An 18672-nucleotide genomic window follows, 5' to 3' on the forward strand; every position below is an offset into this window, starting at 1 on the left:
TAAATAAAAAAGGAAATGATTTTGGAAAAATAATAAAAAAAAAGGTATAAAAGGCAGGTTTATATAATTTGAGGTGCGAAGCCGAAAAACAACCTCGCTGAGCATCTTTTTCGTCCCTGCGAAGCGAGTCGTTTTTCGGCGACAGCACCTCAAATTAAAAGATTTCGTATATTTATTTTTTTGTTAGATTGTTGTACTTGTTATATAACTGTCATTCGCATTATCAATATCACTGATTTTAATAATACGAGTACGCCAGTATTCAGCTTCACTCTTTGTAGTGTAAGGTCCTACACGAACACGGTAGTAAAGCTTATCCTTGTTGTCTCTATAAGTAAAGATATCAGAAGGAATCTTGTTTTCATCAAGAATAGAGCGGGCACCTTCTGCACCTTTCTTATTGCTGTAAGCGGCAACCTGTACCCAGTACTGAGTTTTCTTAGGCTCTGCCTTAGGAGCAGGGGCTGCTGCAGATTTCTTTGTATTTGCATTAGCCTGTGCGTTTGTTTTTGTAGCTTTAGTTGTAGCCTTAACTTCAGTTTTCTGAACTACCTTTACATTATTTTCAACAGGTTCTGCTTTTGCAACATATTTAGGCTCTGATTTAGGTTCTGATTTTGGAGTAACCTTTACTTCTTCTTTAGGCTCTGGAATATTTACTGTAATGTTAATATTCTGTGGCTGACTTGGAGCCTGATTCTGAGTTTCTGCTACAATTTCATTTTTAAGTGCATTCAAATCAATTGTTGTACCATTTTCAGCAGGTTTATCTGTATTCTGTGCGTAAACAGTTGCGTTGTCAGCAAGAACAACCAGCTCGTTTACTTTTGTTGCTGCTACATCCTGAGGAAGTGTTGTTGGTGCAGTTACATCAGCAGATGGTTTTGTCCATCCGTCTTTAGAAGTTTTCTTTTCTACTGGAGAAATGCTTGCATAAGCGGGAACGGGATTTCTTGAAGGATAATGTAAAATAGCTGGTACTCCCAAAACTACCAGCAAGAATACGCCGACTGCGGCAATAATCCATAATGTTTTTTTCTGTTCCATATTTTTCCTCTTTGCACCGGCAAATCCACCGGCCACCTTATACAAAATATCGGAATCTGAAAAAAATAGTTTAGGAAAAAAATAAGAAAATTATCGTCATTGCGAGCGAAGCGAAGCAATCCATTTAATAGATTGCCACGTCGCTACGCTCCTCGCAATGACTCGGAATGACGGGAATTGCGAGGAATGGCGAGATTTAATATAATAGAAGAATGCAGATAGAATTAAACAATCTAGTAAGGGTTTATAACTCGGCAGACGGACTTTCAAAAGTTGCTGCTGTAAATGACATATCCCTTAAAATTCCTTCTAATCAGATTTTTGGAATTATCGGAAAGAGTGGTGCGGGAAAATCTTCCCTTGTACGTCTTATCAGTATGATGGAAAAGCCGGATTCCGGCGAAGTTTTATATGACGGAGAACGAGTAGACAACCTCAGCGAAAAAGAGCTTGTAATGCGCCGCCGCAGAATTGGTATGATTTTTCAGAACTTCAACCTTTTTTCTTCGCGTTCGGCAGGTCAGAATATAGCATATCCTATGGAAATCTGTGGAGTTTCAAAGGACGAAATTAACCGCCGTGTAGATGAGCTTCTTGAATTGGTTGAACTTTCAGACCGTAAGGATGCCCGCATAAGCACTTTGAGCGGTGGACAGAAACAGAGAATTGCTATTGCTCGTGCCCTTGCAAACAAGCCGGATATTCTATTCTGTGATGAAGCAACTTCTGCTCTTGATCCTCAGACAACAACATCAATCTTGAATCTTATCAGAAAAATCCAGAGTCAGATGAATCTTACTGTAGTTATGATTACTCATCAGATGGAAGTAGTACGAGATGCCTGCAGTCAGGTTGCTGTAATCAATGAAGGTAAGCTTGTTGAACTTGGTTCTGTAAATGATATTTTCTTAAATCCAAAGAGTCCTGTAACAAAAGACTTTATTTCTCATATTGGTACAGACCGTAAGCCTTCAGACGGCTCTAATATTATACGCTGGAGTCAGGAAGGCGGTGAATATGAACTGAGCTTCCCAAGTGAAAAGCAGGGTGCTCCTGTTTTGAGTAATGTAGCTAAAAAGTTTGATGTTGAGTTCAATATCCGTGCGGCTGGTGTTCAGCATCTTACAGATGGTGATATTGGTAAGATGATTGTAGATTTTTCAGGATTCCAGGTTTCTGAAGCTCTCGAGTATCTTCGCAATCAGAATATAATAGTAGAAAAGGCAGGTGTGTAATATGAATCCGGCATTGGTAAAATATCTTTCTGTAATTGGAACTGCAACCTGGCAGACTCTCGTAATGGTTCTGTTTTCTACTATATTTAGTATGATTATTGGAATCCCTCTCGGAATTCTTTTGTGCACAAGCGATCCTGCTGCCGGTCTGAGACCTCATAAGTTTTTGAATCAGGTACTTTCGGTAATAATCAATATCCTGCGTGCAATTCCGTTTGTAATCCTCGTCATTCTTTTGTTTCCGTTTACACGTATAATCGTTCATACTGCGATTGGAACAAAAGCTTCTATTGTACCGCTTACAATTGCAGCAGCACCTTTTGTTGCCCGCGTAATTGAATCAAGCCTTAAAGAAGTTGATCCTGGAGTAATTGCTGCTGCTCGTTCTATGGGTTCAACAGATAAGCAGGTTATCTTTAAGATTCTTCTTCCGGAAGCACTTCCTTCTATTGTAAATGGAATTACCCTTACAATCATAAATCTTATTGGTTATTCAGCGATGGCTGGAACTGTTGGTGGCGGCGGACTTGGTGATGTTGCCATCCGTTACGGATACCAGCGTTACCGCGTTGAGTATATGATTGGCGCGGTAGTTATTATTCTTGTGCTGGTTGAAGTGATTCAGGTTATTGGTACCCGCATCAGTAATAAGATGCAGGCAATGCGTTAAAGTTCTTGTCATTGCGAGGAGCGATAGCGACGTGGCAATCTATAATGGATTGCTTCGCTACGCTCGCAATGACGGTTAATTGATGTAATTCTGCATTAATTGTACGAAAAGATAAATCTTTTTATAAATGTCTACGCTGAACTCTTTGAGAGGAATCTCAAAGAATTTTTCCAGCTCTTTCCAGTTAGCTACAAGTAATGGCTTTGGAAGAACATAATCTTCTATAAGCTGTTTGATTGTCTTTCCAATTGTAATAAGGTTCTGAGTTCCCTGAATAATATAGCCGCGTGCTGTTTCATTTGCATCTGAAACTACGCGGTTTATGATATTTTCAGCACCAGCATCATGGGCAGTCTTAGGTAAAAGTGTTTTTACTTTAATTCCCATAGGACCTTCTTCTGCCATCATTTCATCAAAAGAAGTTACTTCATCAGAAAGTTTAAGCAGTTCCTGATAGGCATTTGACATAGGAGCGGAAAGGGTAGCGTCCCACTGACCGCGGATTACAACTACATCATAATATTCACGGATAGCTTTCTTAACAAATTCTACAAGGAATGCCTTGAGGAAGTTAAGAGGCTCTGTGTATTCAAGAACTGAAAGACCTTTCTTTTCAAGAGGTGCATTGAACTCTGCTGTGTAGAACTTAAGGCTCTGTGGACTTGCAGTTCCAAAAATCTGCATACAGATAGAAGATGCTTTAGATTCCTTCTGTTCTGTTTCAATTTTTGCCAGAAGATTTCTTGTATCAGTTTCAATCTTGTCGATGTATGGTTCAATTACAGATGCATGATGATATGAAGTCTTTGTTTCATATGCAAAATCTTCTGAAATATGCTGGATAATCAGATCTAAAGATTTTGAAGACTGAATGTTCTTCATTTTTGCAATAATCTTTTTCCAATTTCCGAGTGAAACAAGTTCACGGCTCTGAGTTGTTTTGAACATTTCAAAAAGAACAGACCAGTCAATTGAATCGTCGGTAATGCTGTAGGCAACTGCAAGGAAATCCTTGAGGTCATCAAGAATATATTCTGCGTTTACTTTTTCAAGACGAGGAACTGCATTAAATGAGAATTCCTGATAAGAAGAATCAAACTTCTTAAGAATCATATAATAATCGAATTCACAGAAATCCTGGAAAACAGAAAAGGCTTTTTCAAGGCTGTCTGCTTTAGCGGCGCGGGTTTCGTTAAAATCATTTGTGAAAACCTGAAGCTTGTGCTCAATATCCTGCTGAAGCTTTCCAAAAGGAACGGTTCTTGCAAGTTCAAGGATTTTCTGTTCATCAAGATCATCCAGAAGGGCAAGCTGATTTTCTGAGAGAACGAAATTTATAATCTGACGCTTAAAGATTGCCGGGTTCTGAGTATTTCTGAAATATAACTGAGCAGAAGAAATTGCCTTGTATAAATCAAAAATAAGCTTTCCGAATGGGGCAAGCATTTCGCCGGAAGCCGGACGATAGAAGCTGTGATATTTTGTTTTAGAAATTGTTTTTGCAAGATTTTTGAGACGACGTTTTTTCTCTGCCTCGGGATTTGAGGATTTGAATAATGAAGAAAGCAGCGACTGGAAGAAACTCTCTTTTTCTACAGGCTTTTTAGATGCTGAGCTTTCTGAAGATTTTTTCGTACTGTCCATACATATTATAATATGGTAAAAACTGCAATAATTCAAGATAACTTGATGTCGTTTTAATTTAGGCATATAATTATTTAAAAAATGATAAAAACGTTGCCTTTTTTGAGCTGCGTTGTTTTTGTTGTGAAGGAGTTTTTTATGAAAAAAATCTTATTTACGTTCTTTGCAGCTGCCCTGCTTGTGACTTCTGCATATTCTTACAATCCGCCGGCTGGTGGAGAAGATTTGACTCTTATTGGAAATCCGTTAAGTCTTTCTGGAGCAAAGTCTGTTTCTGGAGGAGCTTTGTTCGATGCTAATGCAGATTCTATCCTTGTAAATCCTGCACTTATTGCTGGAGAACAGAGAGTAAACCTTACAGCAGGTTATACTTTCCTTTATTCAGCAAATAAAGAGAATGAAACACAGCTTGGTGCTTCTTTTCAGACTGGTATTCTTATTCCATTTAAGATGTTTATTTTTAGTGGTAATATGAACGGCACTTTTGCACAGTTTAAGGAAATGCATCTTGGAAAATCACTTAATTTAAAGGCTGGTCTTGCAAAGGAGATAACTGATAAACTGAGCATTGGTCTTAATGCTGGTGGTGGTTATGCATGGACTTATGGTAATGACTGGTCTTTGTATGCAGATTTTGGTGCCCTTTATAACTGGGGAAATCTTGGACCTTTCAGTGATTTCCGTATTGGAGCTTCAGTGCTTAATCTTGGTAAGATGTATAGTGATGTAGATCGCTGGGGAATTGATGAAGAAGCCCAGAATACACCATATCCGACACTTGCTACTCTTAAAGCTGGTGCTGCAGGAACAATCCTTAATACAGAAATTGCAAAAATCGGTCTTGGACTTGATTTTTCAGTACCTTGCTTCCAGAACTTTATTGTTGATTTTAATGCACAGGTTGCCTTTAAGGATGCATTTATCATCAGTGTAGGTGAAAAGTTCAATATGGCAGAGGTAATTAAGGGTAAAAACAATTTTATTCCTTCAATTGCCTTCCTCTTTAAGTTCTCTTTCGACGTAAAAAACAATCAGTATCTTGAAGATAATGGCTGGAGCCAGAGTGAAATGACAGTTTCTGCCGGCTACAAGAATCTTTATAAAACAGTACATGCTGTATCTGCTGGTGTAGATATTGATCTTGGTATGGCTGATAATGAGCCTCCTAAGATTACAGTATGGGATGAAAAGGAATAATTTAAGAAGGTAAAAAGGAGTTTTAATGATGGATAAGAAGATTTTAATTTCCGGCCTTCTTATGGCCGCAGTTACGGTGTTTGCAGTTGCAGAACCAAAATATATTTCTCCAAATAATGATGGTATTCAGGATGAACTTGCAATTCCTATGAAGATTTCGGATAAGCGTTATGTTCAGGGCTGGAGCCTTGTTATTATGGATTCAAACCATAACGTTGTTCGTACTATTGAAAATAAGATTGCTCGTCCTACAAAGATGACTTTCAAGGCTTTCTTTAAACAGCTATTTACACCAAAACAGGGTGTTACAGTTCCTGAAACTGTTGTCTGGAATGGTGCAATGAACAATGGTGAAACTGCTCCAGACGGCAATTATTTCTATTATATTACTGCAACTGATGATAACGGTAATACCGGTAAAACAAAGGAATATGAGGTTGTAGTTGATACAGTTGCTCCTGATGTAGAGCTTTCTCAACCTGGAGATAAGATTTTTGGTGAAGGTGCAAAGGCTGCCCTCAGAATCAAACAGACTGGTTCTGTTGAAGATGAATGGGTTGGTTTGTTCCGTGCTGCCGATGGTAAAGTTGTAAAAACTGTAAAGTGGGTAAATGCAGAACCTGCAGAATTCCAGTGGAAGGGTACTGATGATACAGATGCTCAGGTTTATGATGGAGTTTACTCTTACGAAATCTCTGCTACAGACCGTGCGGGAAATACTTCACTTCCTGCATCAATCACAAACATCATTTATTCTGCTGAAAAACCTGCTACAAATCTTTATGTACAAGGCTCACGCTACTTCTCTCCAAAAACAGACAGCAAGACTTCTGCTGTTACTCTTGATGTTTCAATTCCTGTTCCAGAAGAAAAGAGCGGAAATAAGCTTGTTGAATGGGCTGTTACAGTAAAAGATTTTGCTGGAAAGACAGTTCGTACATATAATCAGTCTAATAATGGTGCTGTTCCACCTTCTTCTATTGTATTTGATGGTAATGATGATAATGGAAAACAGCTTAAGGACGGTAAATATCAGGCTGTTGTTACTGCAAAATATCTGAATGGATATGAGCCTGCTCCTATTTCTTCTCCAGTGCTTGTTCTTGATACAGATAAGCCATCTGCTCAGATCTCAGCTTCAGAAAAGGTATTTGGTGCCGGTTCAAAGGATTCTGTAATCTTTAAGATTTCTCCTGTTCCTTCTGATGGTGCTGCTGTTCCTTCATGGATTGGTGAAATTCAGAATGCAGACGGTAAAGTTGTAAGATCTTATGATTTTGGTGAGTATCCTCCAACTGAAGTTGTATGGAACGGTATTTCTTCTGAAGGAAATATTGCAGATAAGGGACAGTACCGCTTTGTTTTGACAGGAACTGACCTTGCTGGAAATACTGGAAAGAGCCAGACTACTGACTTTGTAACTTTTGATACAACAGAAGCTCAGCTGCTTCTTGCTATGTCTGATACTGCATTCTCTCCAAATGGCAACAAAGTAAAAGATACAATTACATTTACTCCTGTAACTGCAACAAAAGATGTATCTGCTTATGATTTCATTATCCGCGATAAGAAGGGTAATACAGTTTATTCTGTAAAAGAAGATAAAAAGCTTCCTGTAAACTTTGTATGGGATGGAAAAGATTCAGCAAAACTTCTTTGTCCTGATGGAACATATTCAGCACAGCTTTCTATAAAGGCTGTAAACGGTTCTACTGCATCTGCTTCTACTCAGAATTTTGAACTTGATACAGCAGCTCCTAACCTTGTTGCAGAAACATCATGGAATTCATTCTCACCTAATGGAAATGGTGCACAGAAGACAATTCCTGTTTCAATAAAGGAAAGTACTGCAGAAAAACTCTGGAATGCAGAAGTTCGTAATTCAAAAGATAAGGCTGTTAAGAAGTTCTCTTGGAATGGAAGCAAAGACAACTTTACATGGGATGGAACTGATGAAGCTGGTAATATGGCTGCAGACGGAAAGTATAATATCGTGATTTTCTCAACTGATGATGCTGGAAACAGCTTCTCTACAGAACTTAAGGGAATCACTCTTGATAACCGCGAAACAAAGGCTTATATCACTGCTGAATACGAAGGAATCTCTCCTAATAACGATGGTACACTTGATGTTCAGAAGTTTGATATCCGTACATCTGTAACAGATAATATTAAGGCATGGAACTTTGATGTTCGTAAGGAAGACGGAACAAGTGTTTACGGTCTTTCAGAAAAAGACAGTGCAAATCTTCCTGCTGTAATCAACTGGAATGGTGCTGGAAAAGACGGTGTTGCCTGCGAAGGAACTTTCACAGGAACTCTTGAAATTGTTTACATTACTGGTAATAAGGTAAGTGCAGTTTCATCTCCATTTATCTGTACTGCTACAGCTCCAAAACTCAGTGTAAAAACTGCTCCTGAATACTTCAGCCCGGATAACGATGGTGTAGATGATGATCTTTACATCAAACTTTCTGGTTCAACTAAAGCTAAGATTAAGAGCTGGTCATTTACAATCAAAGATCCTAGAGGAAAAGACTTCTGGAAGACTTCTGGAAAGAGTCAGATTACAGAACGTATTATCTGGGACGGTTTGAGTAATGTTCAGAAAGATGCAAACGGAAATGCTGAGCGCGTACAGTCCGCTATGGACTATCCTTATGCATTTACTGTAACTGATAACCTTGGAATGACTTCTACTGTAAACGGTGTAATTCCTGTTGATGTTCTTGTTATCCGTGACGGTAACCTTTTGAAGATGGCAGTTCCTTCTATTATCTTCGAATCTGATGCTGCTAACTTCCAGACTTCTAATGCTAAGCTTGATGCATCAAAGGTTGAAAACAATCTTAAGGTTTTGAACCGTATTGCAGAAATCCTCAAGAAGTTCAAGGACTACAAGGTTACAATTGTAGGACATGCTAATAAGATTACTGATAATCCTAATGAAGAGACTGTAGATAATCCTCAGGAATGGGGACGTGCTTCAATGCCTCTTTCTAAGGAACGTGCAGATGCAATCAAGGCTTACCTTACAAAGAAGGGTGTAAGTGCTGCTGCTCTTTCTACAGAGGGTATGGGTGGTACAAGACCTGTTGTAAATCCTAAGGATAAGGATAACAACTGGAAGAACAGACGCGTTGAGTTTATTCTCCAGAAATAGTAATAATCGGAAATCCGTTAAAAACCGGGCCGAAAGGGTCGGTTTAGGATTGTCCGTAATAAATACTATCCATTAAAATATCATCCGGCGTTGTTGGAAGGTTTTCGAAAAGTTGACATTCCAGACACACGCCGGATTTTTTTATGTCAAAAACTAACGGCACATGTGAAAAATAAATGTCATAAAAGCCTTTTCCACGTCCAATTCTTTTTCCATTCTTTGTAAAGGCGCGGCCTGGAACCAGAACAAGAATATGTTCTACAGGCTGGTCGTGTTCATCAATATCGACATAATTTGACGAATGAGCAGCCGGTGAATACTGCTGTATGGAAAGCTGTTCAAGAAATTTTGTAAAACTGAGAGTTTCACCACCAGGTTCAGTTATCCCAAAATTACCTGTCTGTGTATTGGTTGTGTTATCGTAAAGGTAGAACTCCATCTTAGATGTGCCTGTAAAGACTTTAGGAAGAAATACCTTTTTGCCTTTTGAAAGTGCAGCCTGAATTACAGGTGTTATATCTGCTTCATCTGGTAAAGGCATATAGCCAAGCAGGGTAGTACAGCGCAAGAAGTCTTTTGATTCGAGAATATTTTTACAGAGAACTACAGACTGAGCTTTTAACTCTTCTGCCGACAGAGCTGAAATACGGCTTTTAATTTCTTTCCTGATATCTGCTTTGGTCATATAAAAATTATATCATAAAATCGAAAAAAAAATACAAAAAATCTATTTATTCCTATTGACACTAAGGTGCGATTTCAATATAGTAATATTCACGTTCAGCAATGAACAAACGGTTGCTTAGCTCAGCTGGTAGAGCAATGGACTGTTAATCCATGTGTCGCAGGTTCAAAACCTGCAGCAGCCGCCTAAAACTTCTTGAGAAATCAAGAAGTTTTTTTTTGCCCAAAATCATTTTCAGAAATCAAATAAATTCTAATGTTGCTGCAGGTTTTGAAACGGAGTGAGCGGTCTGAAAAAATGCGAGCAGTGGCGCAGCATTTTTTCAGATTCGGGCACAGGAGGTGCCCGAAAGCGAACGCAGGCGCCGTGGAAGGAGCAGACAGGAGGTCTGCGACTGTAACGGCAAAACCTGCAGCCATTAAGATGTCTGTAATTTAATAATCTGTCAGAAGTTAAATGGGGGCGTTGCGGGGGTGTCCCCCGCAGAGGGGGTGGCGGAAGACCGCGAATGCGGGCTGGAGCCAGGGGGAGACTTCCCCCTCATACAAAAAAATCCTATTTGACGTCACAAGCTCCATAGTCTAAAATATAATAACTTAAAAAACGAGGTAACCATGAAAAAGAATTTTGGAAAACAGACTTATCTTTATCCTATGCCGGTTTTGATTATTGCAACTTATGATGAAAATGGAAATCCGGATGCAATGAATGCTGCCTGGGGTGGAATTCACGATACAAATCAGATTGGAATCTGTCTTGATAAGAGTCATAAAACTACTAAGAACATTGCTGCCCGTCGTGCTTTTACAGTGAGTATTGCTGATGCTGCTCATGTTAAGGAATGCGACTATTTTGGAATTGTCAGCGGCAATACTGAGCCTGATAAAATTAAAAAGGCAGGCTTTACTGTTACAAAGTCTGAGTTTGTTGATGCGCCGGTTCTTAATGAACTTCCTATGGTTCTTGAGTGTGAGGTTGCTCAGATGAGCGATGACAGTGATTATATTGTAGGAAATATTATAAACGTGAGCGCTGATGAGGCTGTACTTACAGACGGTAAAATTGATGCATCTAAGCTTAAGCCAATCTGCTATGATCCGGTAGCCCATAATTACAATGTTCTTGGCGAAGCAGTGGGCAAGGCTTTTTCTGACGGTAAGGCTTTAAGATAAGCATATACGATAATTTACTGATGACATTCTCCTCATAACGTGTTAGAATAAGTGTAACTAGAATACTAGTATATTACATAAAGCAATAAGAGGCATTTATGAATGATACATTAAAGCAGATTGGAGCAACTGGGATTGTTCCTGTTGTTGTTTTGAATAAGGTGAGTGATGCTGAACCATTGGCAGAAGCTCTTATTAAGGGCGGTCTTCCTTGTGCAGAGGTTACTTTCCGTACAGATGCGGCTGAAGAAAGCATTCGTGCTATTTCTAAAAAGTTCCCTGAGATGTTTGTCGGAGCTGGAACTGTTCTTACTATAGATCAGGTAGATCGTGCAATTGGTGCCGGTGCTAAGTTTATTGTTAGTCCTGGTCTTAATCCTAAGGTAGTTGATTATTGTGTTAAAAAGGGATATCCGATTACTCCTGGTATTATGACTCCTTCTGAACTTGAAGCTGCTCTTGGCTTTGGTCTTGATGTTGTAAAGTTCTTCCCTGCAGAAAATGCCGGTGGACTTAAGATGATTAAGGCTATGAGTGCTCCATATACTATGATGAAGTTCATGCCGACTGGTGGAATCAATGCAACTAACGTTCGCGACTACCTTGCCTGTGACAAGATTCTTGCATGTGGCGGAAGCTGGATGGTGAAGGGTGATTTGATTAACGCCGGTAATTTTGCAGAAATTGAAAAGCTGACCCGCGAGGCTGCTGCAATTGTTAAGGAAATTAGAGGGTAAGATCCCGAAACAAGTTCGGGATGACATGAAGGAGATAAATATGAAAGTAGTTACATTTGGTGAAATTATGCTGAGACTTGAACCGGAAGGATATTTCCGTTTTGTTCAGGTAGATAAAATGACTTCAACTTTTGGTGGTGGAGAGGCTAACGTTGCTGTTTCTCTCGCTAATTATGGCCTGGATGCTTATTATGTAACAAAGCTTCCAAAACATGAAATTGGTCAGGCTGCAATAAACTCGCTCCGCCGCTTTGGTGTAAACACAAACTATATTGCCCGTGGCGGCGACCGTGTAGGTATTTACTACAACGAGCGTGGAGCAAGTCAGCGTGGTTCAAAGTGTATCTACGACCGTGCTCATTCTTCTATTGCAGAAGCAAAGCCGGAAGACTTTAACTGGACTGAAATCTTTAAGGACTGTAAATGGTTCCATCTTACAGGAATTACACCTGCTCTCGGCGGTAACCTTGTTCAGATTTGTATAGAAGCCTGCAAGGCTGCAAAGGCTGCTGGTGCTACTGTAAGCTGCGACCTCAACTACCGCGGAAAACTCTGGACTCGTGAGCAGGCCCGCGAAGCTATGACTCAGATTTGTCAGTATGTAGATGTTTGTATTTCTAACGAGGAAGACGCAAAAGACGTATTCGGAATTGAAGCTGAAAATACAGATATTACTGGCGGTAAACTCAACAAGGAAGGCTATAAATCTGTTGCAAAGCAGCTTGCAGATAAGTTTGGTTTCCAGAAGGTAGCAATTACTCTCAGAACTTCTATCAATGCAAACCGCAATAACTGGGCTGCTCTTCTTTATGATGGAAAGGATTACTGCTTCAGCAAGGAATACGAAATGTATATCGTTGACCGTGTTGGTGGTGGTGACAGCTTTGGCGGTGGTCTTATTTACTCTCTGCTCAACGGTAAATCAACTCAGGATGCTGTAGAATTTGCTGTAGCTGCAAGCTGTCTCAAGCACACTATCGAAGGCGACTACAACATGGTAAGTGTAGATGAGGTTGAAAAACTTGCCGCAGGTAATGGATCTGGCCGAATTCAGCGTTAGTACTAAAATAACAAATAAATAATAAATTTTTTTACAATTACAAAATTCTCGTGTATAATATAATTTATGTTAGACGTACTTACCGATGCCGACTACGAATTGTTCCGCAAAGTAATCTATGATGAAAGCGGAATCACTTTCTCGGCTACGAACAGATCTATTCTCGACAGTCGTATTAAAGAAATGCTTCGTAAGAAAAATCTTAATACGCCTCAGGAATATTATGAACTGATTTCTAAAGACCCGGAAGAAATGAAGATTATGCTCGATGCCGTAACGACTAATCTTACACGTTTCTTCAGAAACCAGCCGCATTTTGATTCGTTTGTGAATTATGTAATTCCACATGTAATTGAAAATAAAAAGACATCCAGCGACCATACAATTAAAATATGGAGTGCCGGATGTTCTACTGGAGAAGAGCCATACACAATTGCTATGATTATGAAGGAGATCTGCCCTCCAGATTTTAATTTCCATATTACAGCTTCTGATATTTCCCTCAAGTCTATCATGACTGCACAGCAGGGATTTTATCCGGAAGCACGTGTTGATGGAGTACCTGAGAACTATCTGTCAAAATACTTTACGAAGGTAGATGGCGGTTATCAGATTAAGGATGAAATCAAGAAAACAATCCATTTTGACTATCATAACCTTAAGAATGATTCCGGTGCCCGAAACCTTGATGTTGTATTCTGTCGTAATGTTCTTATTTACTTTGATGAGCCGGCTCAGCTTGCCGTAATAAATCATTTCTATGATGCTATGGGACCAAAGTCTTATCTTTATATTGGTCATTCAGAATCATTATTTGGAATGAAGACTAATTTTGAGTTTATTAAGACTGAATGGGCTTGCTTTTACGGTAAGGGCGTTAGTAAATAGACTTTTTATCGGAGATTTAAAATAATGGATGATATTTCAGTAATGATATGCGATGATTCTGCATTGATGCGGAATCTTATCGGTAGAATTGTTGATGAAACTACTGGTTTGAGTGTCTGCGGAAAGGCAGAAAACGGCCAGGATCTTATAGAAAAATTAAAAACTTCTAAACCAGATGTAATTCTTCTTGATATTGAAATGCCTGTTATGACAGGTCTTCAGTTCCTTAAAAAACGAAAAGAACTGCATCTTGATGTACCTGTAATTATTCTTTCCAGTGTTGCTACGGAAGGTGCTGCAGTTACTATTGAATGTCTTGAACTTGGTGCTTCTGACTTTATTACAAAGCCTGGTGCTTCTGTTACCCTTAAAATTGGCGATGTTACAAGTGAAATCGTTGAATATATTGCTTCTTATGGTGGAGCTTATGCTGCAATGCATGGAAAGAGTATTCCTGATCCGGAATTCTTCCATCATCAGATTAAGCTTAAGGAAGCAGAACGATTTGTAATTAAGAAGAAGGGTGAAGAGGCTGCTAAAGCTGCTTCAATTACAAAAGCCGATGTTGTTCCTTCTACCTGGTTCCAGCCAAAGGTTAAAGAGCCTGTTGTTATTACTCCTGAACGCGAAGGCGGAAAGATTGAGTTGATTGCAATTGGAATCTCCACCGGTGGTCCAAATGCACTTCGCGATGTATTTAAGGATATTGATCCAAATCTTAAGCAGCCTGTTCTTGTTGTACAGCATATGCCGGCTGGCTTTACTGCAGAATTTGCTAACAGTCTGAATAATATTTGTCCGCTTCCTGTTTCTGAAGCTAAGGACGGAGAACCTATTCTCGGCGGTCATGTTTATATTGCGCCGGGAAGTTATCATATGTTTGTTGAACATAAACCTCTTGGAAACTTTATTAAGCTTTCTCAGGATGAGCCTAGAAACGGTCATAGACCTTCATGTGATGTACTTTTTGAGTCTGTTGCAAATATCTTTAAGAACAAGGCTCTTGGCGTAATTATGACTGGTATGGGACGAGATGGTGCGGCTCAGATTACAGAAATGCGTAAAAAAGGTGCCTGGACAATTGGCCAGAATAAAGATTCAAGTATAGTTTACGGTATGCCGAAGGTTGCCTTTGAAATGGGTGGCGTTCAGAAGCAGGTTGCGCTTGCAGATATGGCTGGCGAAATCAGTAAACTGGCAAAAGAACATCTGCTGGCTTAGAACCACTTATTGATTACTGTTATTGCTGAAAATCCCGATCTTCATGATCGGGTTTATTTTTCTGGTCTTGATGAAGACAAAGGTAACGGCAATTACAAAAAGAACTGTTGCACAGACAAAGCGGAACCACTCAGGTACCGCTTCTTTTTTTGTTATAAGTGTCCAGAGTGGGGCAGCGAGAAAACAGCCTGCAAAGGCTAATGCAATCGGTACAAAAAGATAAAGTGTATCTATCAGACGACGAAGATTTGTACGGTGAATGTTTTTTTCTACGATTGTGATGTTTTCGTCTGTCATTTGTCCAGCTCCTTAATTCTGGCTTCGCAGGCAGATTCTCCTTTGTGATTATGCAAGACAGAATAAGTGTCGCGAAGGTTATAAAGAGCATCCAGATAATAAGGATTGATTGAAACTGCCTGTTCGAAATAACTTGAAGCTTCTTCGTAGTTTTCGCTCTGGAACTCGGTTACTCCAAGCAGATTCCATAAATGAGGATTCAATGGATTCAAATCAAGCGAATCCATGCAGATACACTGAACTTTAGCATGTTTTTTCTGCATCAGACAGATGGTTGCATAGGTTTCTGCTACATCTTCTTTTTCTGGAGCAATGCGGTAAGCTGTTTCAAGGGCATTTTCTGCGTCTTCCAGATTTCCTGCGTCTCTATAGGTAACTCCAAGATTAAACCAGAGAAGATAGTTTTCCTTATCGATTACGATTGCACGCTTAAAGCAGGCAATAGCTTCGTTGTATGCGCCGTCGGAAGCAAGGAGAATAGCCTGATTGTTGAGTGTGTCTGATCTTTCTAACATCTGAAATTCTCCGGTATCATAGAAGTGAAAAGCTCTTTTATCTGGTCAGAGTTAAAGCGGGCACAGCCTTCTTCGATAAGGATACGGCCCTGTTCAGCAGCTTTTTTGATGCAGCCGCTGGTCTCTAACAGTGATATACATTGCTCTACAGCAGATGCTTCAATTCCCTTTGCTGCAGCTTCTTTCATATAATCTGCGATTTTCTGTTTATCTTCCGGATGTTCTGTGGTGTGAATAAGCACTGGAAGGCTTTTTTTGCCTTCAACGATGTCATCTCCACGTTTCTTTCCAGGATTTCCTGTTGTAAGGTTGATTACATCATCAATAATCTGAAAGCCAATACCAATATCTGCAGCAATTGCCCCGAAGCGTTCTGCCTCTTCTGCTGTAAGTCCGCCTGCAATACAACCAAGTTTTGCTGCAAGGCTTGCCAGAGTTCCGGTCTTATTTTTTACCATAGCAAGATATTCTTGTTTAGCAGGGAATACTTCAGCGTTTCTATGCCAGAAAATATCCATTGCCTGTCCAAGATGAAGGCGGCGAAGTTCATTTGTATAGGTTTTGTACAGCTCAAGCTTGAGTGAATCTGATGCATTGAGTTGATTTATACAGACCGGAGCTTCAAAATAAAGCCAGGCAGCTGCATTAAGGGCTGTATCAAGTCCGTATGTTATATGTGCAGCTGGTTTACCTCGGCGAAGATCTGCGTTGTCTTCAATATCATCATGAATAAGACTCGCTGTATGTACAAACTCTACAAGAGCTGTAATAGAGTAGGTCTGCTCTTCTGTGAGGGCAGGTTTTCCGCCTTTTTCTTCTGTAAGTTTAGAAGCAAGTTTGTAACAGAGCATCAAAAGAAGTGGACGCCATCTTTTACCGCCAAGAGTTATCAGGGCATAATTTGGTTCAATGAGTTTATCTATATATTCAGCAGATGCGCCTTCTGGAAGTGACCCGAAGGATGCAGGTATCCAGTCTGCAGTTTTTGAGGTTTGAGGAAGTGCATTGTGCAGTGCTGTTTCTATCTTATCCAGCATCTCTTTGAATTCTGTATTCATACTTTAAAGTATATAGAAGTTTTGATAAAAAGACAAATAGATATTATTCACCGCTTGTACACTATTAACCCACAAGTTATCCACATTTTTAACCCACAGTGTGTCAAAATGACTTGTCAATAGTGTTTTCTAAAAAAAGTACGAAAATTTACGAAAATTTATTACAGTTGACTTAATTCTATATAATATAAAGAATTAAAAATATAGATTGAAAGCAAGCTAAAATTTTAAGTTCTTTTTAAGCAAAAGAAAGTTAAAAAGTAGTGAATAATTTGTGAAAAATTCATAAGTTATCCACAATTTATCCACCGCTTTTGTTTCACGCGTGAAACGAAAATAAATAAAAAAAAAGACCTTCAGAAAACTGAAGGTCTTTTGCATTCTGATTTGTTTATTATTTAGCCCAGTGAAACTTCACCCATTTCGTTGATTGCGAGAATTGAGCGGCAACCTGAGCAGCGGAAGCGTCCTGATTTAGTAGCACGTAACTTCTTATTGCATACAAGACAAGAAATTACGAGTGGGAATACTGAAGAACCGGAATCTGTGCCACCGTTATTAAAGTAGGCGATAGCTTCATCTGCTGTACTCTTAATGTTGAAGAACTGAGAGAAACCAAGCAGCTGGAATACTTCGTAAACCTTTGGCTGAATTTCAAGAAGAATTACGTCTCCACCCTTTGGCTTTACAACCTTAAGGAACACTGTAAATGATCCGATTCCGGTAGAAGATACATAATTCAATGAAGAACAATTGAAAATTAAGTTAATAAACCCTGCATCCATTACTTTCTGTATTTGTTTCTGGAAAAAGCTTGAATTGTATGTATCGATATATCCACTCAGATAGATAAACATTCCATGTGGTACACCTTCAGCTTTTCTCAGAGAGATAGTAAGGCTGTCATCTTTGTCGTTGTCAAAACCTGGAATAATTCCGTTATTATTATCCATATATAATCCTATCTTCTTATTATATCTAACAAATGCATTATATGTCAAACTTATTATCGGAATAATCGTACTTTTTCTAAATCATTTTTATATATTAAAAAAATACCATTTTTATACCGATAATTATAATGTATTATAATATATAAGGAAGATTATGAGAAAAGCATTAAAACTGGCCTTAATTTATTTTATTATTCTGATTCCTGGAACTATTCTTGGAACACTTTTATATTCTCTTTATCTGAATCTGCTTGGATTTATTGCAGGTCGTGATATTACATTTTTTAGAGATCAAGAGCTTTTTAAGTCTTTGTTTTATGTAATGTTCTGTATGCAGATTTTTATTCTTCCTTTAATCTCTTATTACAGAATCAGACATCCGGGTGGAGCGTTGCAGCTTACTGTTTATATTGTTCTTTGTGCTTTAACCTGGGCATTGTTTGTTCCATGTACTTTTAAGCTTAAGGATTTCTGTTCTCGTAAATTCACCTTTGAAAATAAAACTGAATCTCTTTCTCCGAATTATTTCAGAAAGGTTGATGATGATGTTTATTATTTTACAACGGAGTTCTGTGTATCAACGAAGGGTAGAGCTCCGGAAGCACAGGCAATCATAATTGATACAACAGAAAATGGCGGAGTTGAATATAAAACCATTGGAGATAACTCAAATTTTGTATTGAACCGTAAGGCACAGCCTTTCCGTGAAGTTCAGCTGAAGAATATTTTTGGAGAAAATAGTAATCCGATTCCTGTGGATTTCAGACTTCTTAATTCCATGATAAGTGGTGCTTATTCTGGTGGTATTCAGCATATTCTTACTTTAATCTCTTTTGTACTACTTCTTTGTTCAGTTTATGGAATTACAAATTTCTTTGACTGGAGACTTTTAAATGCAGTAATCCTGTTTATTACAACTGCGCTTATTCTGTGTCTTAATTCTGTATATTTTACTCCGATGTTTGATTCTATAAAAACGACAATTATGACTAAGACTTTTCTTAAGGCACTTAGTGGAATAGTAAGCGAGCCTTTGCTTTTTATACTCAACTGTTTCTTTGCTTTCCTTTTTATAACCTCTGGTGTTGTAAAGTTTGCAATCCGAAAGCATGCTAAAAAGGCTAGATAGG

The 18672-nt window shown here is 38.9% G+C and carries 17 protein-coding genes and 1 tRNA gene; 11 read left to right on the forward strand and 7 right to left on the reverse strand.

The genetic code is table 11. The annotated features are described in order from the left end of the window. Window positions 1-183: 183 nt before the first annotated feature. Window positions 184-1047 carry an SPOR domain-containing protein gene (locus tag BMY21_RS07510; protein WP_074642394.1) on the reverse strand — a complete coding sequence of 288 codons (864 nt, stop codon included), beginning with the start codon at window positions 1045-1047 and terminating at the stop codon, window positions 184-186. A 212-nt stretch (window positions 1048-1259) separates the two neighbouring features. On the opposite strand from BMY21_RS07510, the gene BMY21_RS07515 reads away from it, so the two are divergent. Both BMY21_RS07515 and BMY21_RS07520 read left to right on the forward strand, forming a co-directional pair. Continuing rightward, window positions 1260-2282, forward strand: coding sequence for a methionine ABC transporter ATP-binding protein (locus BMY21_RS07515; protein ID WP_074642396.1), 1023 nt, complete (start codon window positions 1260-1262; stop codon window positions 2280-2282). A gap of 1 nt (window position 2283) precedes the next feature. Then, window positions 2284-2952, forward strand: a complete 669-nt coding sequence (locus BMY21_RS07520) for a methionine ABC transporter permease (protein ID WP_074642398.1) — start codon at window positions 2284-2286, stop codon at window positions 2950-2952. Window positions 2953-3027: 75 nt separating this feature from the next. Here BMY21_RS07520 and BMY21_RS07525 read toward each other — a convergent pair whose 3' ends face one another. Next, window positions 3028-4596, reverse strand: a complete 1569-nt coding sequence (locus tag BMY21_RS07525; protein WP_074642400.1) for a DUF5312 family protein — start codon at window positions 4594-4596, stop codon at window positions 3028-3030. 138 nt (window positions 4597-4734) lie between these two features. Here BMY21_RS07525 and BMY21_RS07530 point away from each other — a divergent pair, with 138 nt between their 5' ends. Continuing rightward, the gene (locus tag BMY21_RS07530) at window positions 4735-5793 is read left to right on the forward strand and encodes a PorV/PorQ family protein (RefSeq protein WP_074642403.1); all 1059 of its coding nucleotides are present in this window, start codon (window positions 4735-4737) and stop codon (window positions 5791-5793) included. A 28-nt stretch (window positions 5794-5821) separates the two neighbouring features. Beyond that, entirely contained in the window at window positions 5822-8956 is a 3135-nt protein-coding gene (locus BMY21_RS07535) for a FlgD immunoglobulin-like domain containing protein (RefSeq protein WP_256210321.1), read from the forward strand. 43 nt (window positions 8957-8999) lie between these two features. Here BMY21_RS07535 and BMY21_RS07540 read toward each other — a convergent pair whose 3' ends face one another. Beyond that, window positions 9000-9641, reverse strand: a complete 642-nt coding sequence (locus tag BMY21_RS07540; RefSeq protein WP_074642408.1) for a 5-formyltetrahydrofolate cyclo-ligase — start codon at window positions 9639-9641, stop codon at window positions 9000-9002. Between the two features lie 111 nt (window positions 9642-9752). On the opposite strand from BMY21_RS07540, the gene BMY21_RS07545 reads away from it, so the two are divergent. From BMY21_RS07545 to BMY21_RS07575, 6 genes are all read left to right on the forward strand, one after another. Beyond that, window positions 9753-9825 (forward strand) — tRNA-Asn (locus BMY21_RS07545). A 430-nt stretch (window positions 9826-10255) separates the two neighbouring features. Next, window positions 10256-10813 (forward strand): flavin reductase family protein, encoded by a 558-nt coding sequence (locus BMY21_RS07555; protein ID WP_074642412.1) that lies wholly within the window; start codon window positions 10256-10258, stop codon window positions 10811-10813. Window positions 10814-10911: 98 nt separating this feature from the next. Further along, complete coding sequence (locus BMY21_RS07560; RefSeq protein WP_074642414.1) at window positions 10912-11550, forward strand: bifunctional 4-hydroxy-2-oxoglutarate aldolase/2-dehydro-3-deoxy-phosphogluconate aldolase; 639 nt, start codon at window positions 10912-10914, stop codon at window positions 11548-11550. Window positions 11551-11590: 40 nt separating this feature from the next. Then, on the forward strand, window positions 11591-12610 hold the full coding sequence (locus BMY21_RS07565) for a sugar kinase (protein ID WP_074642417.1): 1020 nt from the start codon (window positions 11591-11593) through the stop codon (window positions 12608-12610). A gap of 66 nt (window positions 12611-12676) precedes the next feature. Then, window positions 12677-13498 (forward strand): CheR family methyltransferase, encoded by an 822-nt coding sequence (locus BMY21_RS07570; protein ID WP_074642419.1) that lies wholly within the window; start codon window positions 12677-12679, stop codon window positions 13496-13498. 24 nt (window positions 13499-13522) lie between these two features. Continuing rightward, complete coding sequence (locus BMY21_RS07575) at window positions 13523-14719, forward strand: protein-glutamate methylesterase/protein-glutamine glutaminase (RefSeq protein ID WP_074642422.1); 1197 nt, start codon at window positions 13523-13525, stop codon at window positions 14717-14719. A gap of 6 nt (window positions 14720-14725) precedes the next feature. Here the strand turns inward: BMY21_RS07575 and BMY21_RS07580 are convergent, their stop codons facing one another. The 4 genes from BMY21_RS07580 to BMY21_RS07595 all read right to left on the reverse strand — a co-directional run bounded on the left by BMY21_RS07580 (window position 14726) and on the right by BMY21_RS07595 (window position 17542). Beyond that, window positions 14726-15016 carry a hypothetical protein gene (locus BMY21_RS07580; RefSeq protein ID WP_074642425.1) on the reverse strand — a complete coding sequence of 97 codons (291 nt, stop codon included), beginning with the start codon at window positions 15014-15016 and terminating at the stop codon, window positions 14726-14728. Then, window positions 15013-15531, reverse strand: coding sequence for a tetratricopeptide repeat protein (locus tag BMY21_RS07585; protein ID WP_074642427.1), 519 nt, complete (start codon window positions 15529-15531; stop codon window positions 15013-15015). The genes BMY21_RS07580 and BMY21_RS07585 overlap by 4 nt, the downstream gene beginning before the upstream one ends. After that, a complete protein-coding gene (locus tag BMY21_RS07590; RefSeq protein ID WP_074642429.1) occupies window positions 15525-16589 on the reverse strand; it encodes an FPP/GGPP synthase family protein in 1065 nt (354 codons plus the stop codon). The genes BMY21_RS07585 and BMY21_RS07590 overlap by 7 nt, the downstream gene beginning before the upstream one ends. Window positions 16590-16987: 398 nt before the next feature. Next, window positions 16988-17542, reverse strand: a complete 555-nt coding sequence (locus BMY21_RS07595; RefSeq protein ID WP_074642432.1) for an STAS domain-containing protein — start codon at window positions 17540-17542, stop codon at window positions 16988-16990. A gap of 154 nt (window positions 17543-17696) precedes the next feature. Between BMY21_RS07595 and BMY21_RS07600 the strand changes: the two genes are divergently transcribed. Continuing rightward, window positions 17697-18671: a hypothetical protein gene (locus tag BMY21_RS07600; RefSeq protein WP_074642434.1), complete on the forward strand. Its 975-nt coding sequence runs from the start codon at window positions 17697-17699 to the stop codon at window positions 18669-18671. Window position 18672 lies beyond the last annotated feature (1 nt).

This window comes from Treponema bryantii (assembly GCF_900111035.1).
GTDB classification, from domain to species: Bacteria; Spirochaetota; Spirochaetia; order Treponematales; family Treponemataceae; genus Treponema_D; species Treponema_D bryantii_C.